Raw genomic sequence first — 5,652 nt, forward strand, 5'->3', positions numbered from 1 at the left:
GCCCCGCGCTGCCGTTCGACTTGCATGTGTAAAGCATGCCGCCAGCGTTCAATCTGAGCCAGGATCAAACTCTTCAGTTTAATCTCTGTTTGCGACACTTTCGTGTCATCCGCATTACTGCGGAGTCGCCCACTCAAAATACTGACCGTCACTCATTGCTGAGCAACGTTATACTTTTTGTGAACATTTGATAATTTAAGCATTCAGCAYCCCGAAGGATGCTGGCACTTCATCAAACGCCCACACTTATCGACTGTTGATTGTTAAAGATCGTATTCGGTACTGCCTTGCTGCATTCGGCGAATCGTTTTGTTCGTCAGCAGCAGAGGAATGAGATTATGCAGTGTTTCGCTTAACTCGTCAACTCCATCTTTTTCTTCAGTGCACTCGGCATGGCCGTTTATACAAGTTTAATTCGTTGATTCTATTAAACTTTTCGTGCGCTGCAGAAGCAGGACGCGAACTATAGCAAACCCTCCGCCCCGAGCGCAAGAGGCGTCCGTCGCTTTTTGTACGATAGGCTAGCGGATGGCCGGTACCAGCTGCCCGAGAATGGCATGCGCCGCCTCGACGCGCGCCGGAATCGGGTAGTTCTTATTCGCCAGCATGACGATACCGACCCGGTGCTCCGGTACGAACAGCACATAAGCGCCGAACCCACCGGTGGCGCCGGTCTTGTTAAAGAGCGTCCCGCGCGGCGGCGCCTGCGGCGGCTCGAGCCTGGTAACGGCATTGAAGCCGCGGCTCATCTTCTCGGAATTCCCGGCCTGCAGCTGCGCCAGGCTCACCGGCGCGCGGTACTGCTCCCAGCCGAGCCCCTGCACGGTGTCGCCGACCCGGAAGTAGCCGGCGTGGGTGCATTCCAGCGCCTGCCGCATCGGCTCGTCGAGCCGGGAAGGATCGATGTTCTCCTGCACGAAGCGGATCATGTCGGCGGTGCTCGACTTCACGCCATAGGCTTCCGCATCGAAGACGCCGGGATTGACCCGCACCGGCTTGTTCGCGCTGTTGTATCCCCAGGCGTAATCCGCCATCGACGCGGCCGGCACGCGGACATGACTGTGCTTCAGGCCGAGCGCAGGGAACAGCTTGCCCTCGACGGCATCGGCAAAGCCCATATGCAGGGCCAATGCCGTCACATGTCCGAACAGGCCGATGCTCGGATTCGAATAGCGGCGCTGTGTCCCCGGCGGCGCGTCCGGTCTCCAGTTGCGGAAGTAGGCCAGCATCTGCGCATCGTTGGTGACCTCGTCCGGAAACTGCAGCGGCAGGCCGCCGGCCGTGTAGGTGCCGAGTTCGAGCAGGCTGGCGCGGTCGATCGCACTCCCCTTCAGCTGCGGCATGAAGCGGCCCGGATGGTCGTCGAAGGACAGCTTGCCCTGGCCGTGGGCATAGCAGCCCAGCGTCGCGGCGAAGGTCTTGCTGACCGAGCCCAGCTCGAACAGCGTGTTCTCGCTGACGGGAATGCCCTTCTCCTTCGATGCCAGGCCATAGTTGAAGAACATGGCATGTCCGTCGACAGTCACGGCGACCGCCATCCCGGGCACGTCGTGCTGCGCCATCAGGGGCCGGATCGCGCGGTCGACGGCGTCGCGCACGGCGGCATCGGAGACATTCGCGGCGGCGCGGCCCGCGAGCGGCAGAAGGCAAAGACAGGTCAGGGCGAGGCGCCCGATGGCTTGCAGACGGATGGTCAAGAGAATCTCCCGTTGATGGTGACGCGTCAGTATAGGCAGGGCCATACCGCCGCAACCAGCACCGCCGTCCCGGCGCGCCGGCGTTTCGTCACATCGCCGACTTCAGCGCATGCAGATAGCGTTCGCTCACCGCCACCGCGGCGCCGCAACGCAGCGTCAGCCGGTAGCTGCCGTCGCCGACGGTCTCCAGGCGGGCGATCTGGCTGCGCCGGACGATCGCGCTGCGGTGCACGCGCAGGAAGTCTTCCGGCGCGAGCAGCGCTTCCAGGCGGTTCAGGGTGATACGGTGCAGGACCGTGCGACCTTCCAGATGCAGCTCGACGTAGTTGCCCGCCGATTCGACCCACAGGATGTCGTCCACGCGGATCTGCTCGATGCGGCCGACCGAACGCACATTGATGCGCTGCAGTCGCTCCACGGCCTTGCCCACACCGGCATCGACGTAATCGCGCAGGGCCGCGCCGTAGGCTTCGCGCTGACGCTGGCCCAGCATGGCGCCGATGCGTTCGACGGTCTGGGCCAGGCGCGCGTCGCTCAAGGGCTTGAGCAGGTAGTCGAGGGCGTGCACCTCGAAGGCGTCGACCGCATGCTCGCTGTAGGCGGTCACGAAGACGATCAGCGGCGGCTCGCGCATGCGGCTGACTTCGCGCGCGAGCACGAGGCCGGATTCGGCCGGCATCTGGATATCGAGGAAGATCACATCGATCTCCTGGGCAGCCAGTGCCGTGCGCGCGGATGCGGCGCCGTCGCACTCCGCCATCAGGCGCCAGTCGGCATGTGCGCCCAGGGCCAGGCGCAGGTTGGCGCGGCTGGGCGCTTCATCGTCGACGATCAGGTAACGCACGCTCATTGCTCAGTCCCTGTCCAGCGGCAGGCGGACCTCGGCCACGAAGCGGCCGTCTTCCACGCTGGTGACCAGCGTGGCGGTAGGATGCATCAGCTTGAGCCGTTCGCGCGTATTCGCCAGCCCGAGCCCGGCGCCGGGGTTCGGCGACGCCTGCGCGCTGACGGGATTGGCGACGCGGATGGCGAGCGTCTCGTCGTCTTGCGCGAAGACCAGGCGGATGTCGCTCGGCCCCTGGTGGCAATCGAGATCGTGGCGCAGCGCGTTCTCGATCAGCGGCTGCAGCAGCAGCGGTGGACACTCGACTTCGTGCAGTAGCCCGCCCTCGCCGTCGATCCGCACCTGCAGCCGGTCGCCATAGCGCAGGCGCTGCAGATCCAGGTAGTCGCGCACGAACTGCAGCTCGGCGGCGACGGTGACGGTATTGCGCACGCTCGCCGACAGCGCGTAACGCAGCAGGTCGCTGAGGCGCTCGATGCCGCCGAGGGCGAGTCTGCGGTCGCCGTCGCGCACCAGGGCGCTGATCGCGTTCAGGGCATTGAACAGGAAGTGCGGCTCGAACTGGGCGCGCAGGGCCAGCATGCGTTGCTGCTCGAGGGCCAGGCGCAGGTTGAGCATATCGGTCTGGCTGCGCTGCCAGGCCAGTTCGCGCTCGCGTGCCTGGCGCCAGTAATGGATGGCGAGGATGGCGGCGAAGGTGCCGGTGGTCGAGAACCAGCCGACCAGCAGCATCTTCATCAGCAGCAGGCGGGCATCCTCGAAGCTGCCGACGTGGAGGTAGCCGCGCAGCCAGGCCATATAGGTCCATTGCGCGGGCTGGAACAGGAACACGAGGCCGAAGAACAGCGCGACCACATTGCGCGGCCGGGCAATCAGGGCCGGCCAGCGCGCGAGGATCAGGCTGAGTCCCGCGCTGAGGACGATCAGCGGCACCGCATACTCGATGAACCAGGTCACCAGCAGGGCCGGATAGTGGCTGTCGACGCCGACGCGCAGGTTGTCGCTATAGGTCTGCAGGGCGCCGAGGGCGCTGATGGCTGCCCACACCAGCACGGCCATGGCGATGGTCCTGGTTGCGGGCGGCGTGCGCGGAAGAGAGAGCTGCGTCATCGGAAAAGTATAGCAGCGGCCCGGTTCGCCGGATCGGCCGCGGCGGCCGGCTTCATCACGCGGATGCGGGGTTTCGTCACCGCCCTGCTGCCACGGTGGCGGACCGCTTGCAGAATCGTCCAGGCCTCATTCGAACCCTCTTCACTTTTGTCCGCACATGAAAAAAACCATCTGCCTTGCCGCCGCCATTGCCTTCGGCGCCTCCATGAACGCCGCCGCCGCCGACTGGTTCGCGCCCCAGGATCCCTTCCCCTTGTACGGCAACAGCTACTATGTCGGTACCGGCGGCATCAGCGCGGTGCTGATCACCTCACCGGCCGGCCACATCCTCATCGACGGCGGCCCGACCGGCGCCTCTGACCAGATCGCCGAGCACGTGCGCCGGCTCGGCTTCAAGGTCGAGGACATCCGCTACATCCTGAACGGGCACGAGCACTTCGATCACGCCGGCGGCATCGCCGCCTTGCAGAAGCTGAGCGGCGCGACGGTACTGGGCAGTGCGCCATCCGTGGCGGTGCTGCGGTCCGGCCAGGCCGACAGGCGCGACCCGCAATATCCCAACCTGGAAGCGATGACGCCGGTCGCCAACACGCGCAGCGTGCGTGACGGCGAGGTCGTGAGACTCGGACCGCTCGCGGTCACGGCCCACTTCACGCCCGGACATACGATGGGTGCGACCAGTTGGACCTGGCAGTCGAGCGAAGGCGGGCGGACCATGAACATGGTGTACGGCGACAGCCTGACCGCGGTGGTTGCCGATGGCCTGAGCTTCAGCGGGAATGCGCTGTACCCGAATGCGCGGGCGGATATCGAGCGTTCGATCGCCACCGTCAAAGCCCTGGATTGCGATGTGCTGGTGAGCTCGCATCCGGAGGCGAGCGAGATGTGGGAAAAGAAGGCGAAACAGGCGACGCTCGGCAATGCGGCATTCGTCGACCCCGAGGGCTGCCGAAAGTATGCGGCGAAGGCGCGGGCGATGCTGGCAAAAACACTGGCTGCGGAAGCTGCGAAAGCTGCGGAAGCGCCGTCCGCCTATCGGCTCGACGACACCGAAGTGCGCGACGTGCACGCACGGGCGCTGAACCGCGATTACCAGGTCTTCATCGCACTGCCGGAATCCTATCGTTCGTCGGATCGCCGTTATCCGGTGCTGTTCGTCACCGATGCCGCTTACGGTTTTCCGGTCACGCGCAGCATCGCCCAGCGGCTGGCCAAGCATGCCGGCCTGGAGGAAGCGATCGTGGTAGGCCTGTCTTACGCAAAAGGCGACAGCGCCGTGTTCAGCCGGCGCCGCGATTACACGCCGTCGATGCCGCGCACACAAGGGTATGTGTCGGAAACGCCGGGACGGGCGGTGGCGTTCGGCGAGGCGGAGGCATATGGCGGCTTCATCGCCGATGACGTGTTTCCGCTGATCGCGTCGCACTATCGCGCGGACATGCGCCGCAAGATCTTCGTCGGCCATTCCTACGGCAGCCTCCTGGGCCTGCAGCTTCTGCTGAGCCGCCCGAAAACCTTCGAGCATTACATCCTCGGCAGCCCCTCCTTGTGGTTCGACCGCGGCGTGATGTTCGATCGCGAAAAGGCGTATGCGAAGGGGCACAAGGATATGCCGGCATCGGTATTCTTCGGCATCGGCGGGCGCGAAACGCTGGCGGCCGGGAAGACGCGCTCACGGAATGAAGAGGATGCCGATATGGTGGCCGATTTGAGGGAATTCGATGCGGCGCTGAAAGCGCATCGCTATCCAGGATTGGCGACGCATCTGGAAGTCTTTGCGGACGAGGATCACGCAAGCGTATTCCCGCTGGTGCTCACACATGGACTGCGGGCGTATCTGAAACAGGCGCGCCAGAAAAGCAAAAAGCCCGCTCAATCGAATTGAGCGGGCTTCTGCGAATAATTAGCCTGACGATAACCTACTTTCACACTGGTTGCAGCACTATCATCGGCGCAAAGTCGTTTCACGGTCCTGTTCGGGATGGGAAGGGGTGGTACCGA

General features: G+C 64.3%; 4 protein-coding genes and 2 rRNA genes. 1 reads left to right on the forward strand and 5 read right to left on the reverse strand.

All coding sequences use genetic code 11. The features are described from left to right. The 4 genes from AC1DOP_RS27035 to AC1DOP_RS27050 all read right to left on the reverse strand — a co-directional run. Positions 1 to 80, reverse strand: a 16S ribosomal RNA gene (locus AC1DOP_RS27035); the annotation flags it as partial. Positions 81 to 521: 441 nt separating this feature from the next. After that, positions 522 to 1,685 (reverse strand): class C beta-lactamase, encoded by a 1,164-nt coding sequence (gene ampC, locus AC1DOP_RS27040; protein WP_477254379.1) that lies wholly within the window; start codon positions 1,683 to 1,685, stop codon positions 522 to 524. A 100-nt stretch (positions 1,686 to 1,785) separates the two neighbouring features. Further along, positions 1,786 to 2,547 (reverse strand): LytR/AlgR family response regulator transcription factor, encoded by a 762-nt coding sequence (locus AC1DOP_RS27045; protein WP_477254372.1) that lies wholly within the window; start codon positions 2,545 to 2,547, stop codon positions 1,786 to 1,788. Positions 2,548 to 2,550: 3 nt separating this feature from the next. Beyond that, entirely contained in the window at positions 2,551 to 3,651 is a 1,101-nt protein-coding gene (locus AC1DOP_RS27050) for a sensor histidine kinase (RefSeq protein WP_477254375.1), read from the reverse strand. Between the two features lie 157 nt (positions 3,652 to 3,808). Here AC1DOP_RS27050 and bla point away from each other — a divergent pair, with 157 nt between their 5' ends. After that, positions 3,809 to 5,536 carry a subclass B3 metallo-beta-lactamase gene (bla, locus tag AC1DOP_RS27055; RefSeq protein WP_477254377.1) on the forward strand — a complete coding sequence of 576 codons (1,728 nt, stop codon included), beginning with the start codon at positions 3,809 to 3,811 and terminating at the stop codon, positions 5,534 to 5,536. Between the two features lie 21 nt (positions 5,537 to 5,557). Here the strand turns inward: bla and rrf are convergent. Next, a 5S ribosomal RNA gene (gene rrf, locus AC1DOP_RS27060) occupies positions 5,558 to 5,652 on the reverse strand; the annotation flags it as partial.

This window comes from Massilia sp. 01N410, assembly GCF_056399665.1.

Bases quoted from the DNA above. Each gene is read 5' to 3' on its own strand.
- AC1DOP_RS27045 (WP_477254372.1), bottom strand. From the start codon at position 2,547: ATGAGCGTGCGTTACCTGATCGTCGACGATGAAGCGCCCAGCCGCGCC.
- AC1DOP_RS27050 (WP_477254375.1), bottom strand. From the start codon at position 3,651: ATGACGCAGCTCTCTCTTCCGCGCACGCCGCCCGCAACCAGGACCATC.
- bla (WP_477254377.1), top strand. From the start codon at position 3,809: ATGAAAAAAACCATCTGCCTTGCCGCCGCCATTGCCTTCGGCGCCTCC.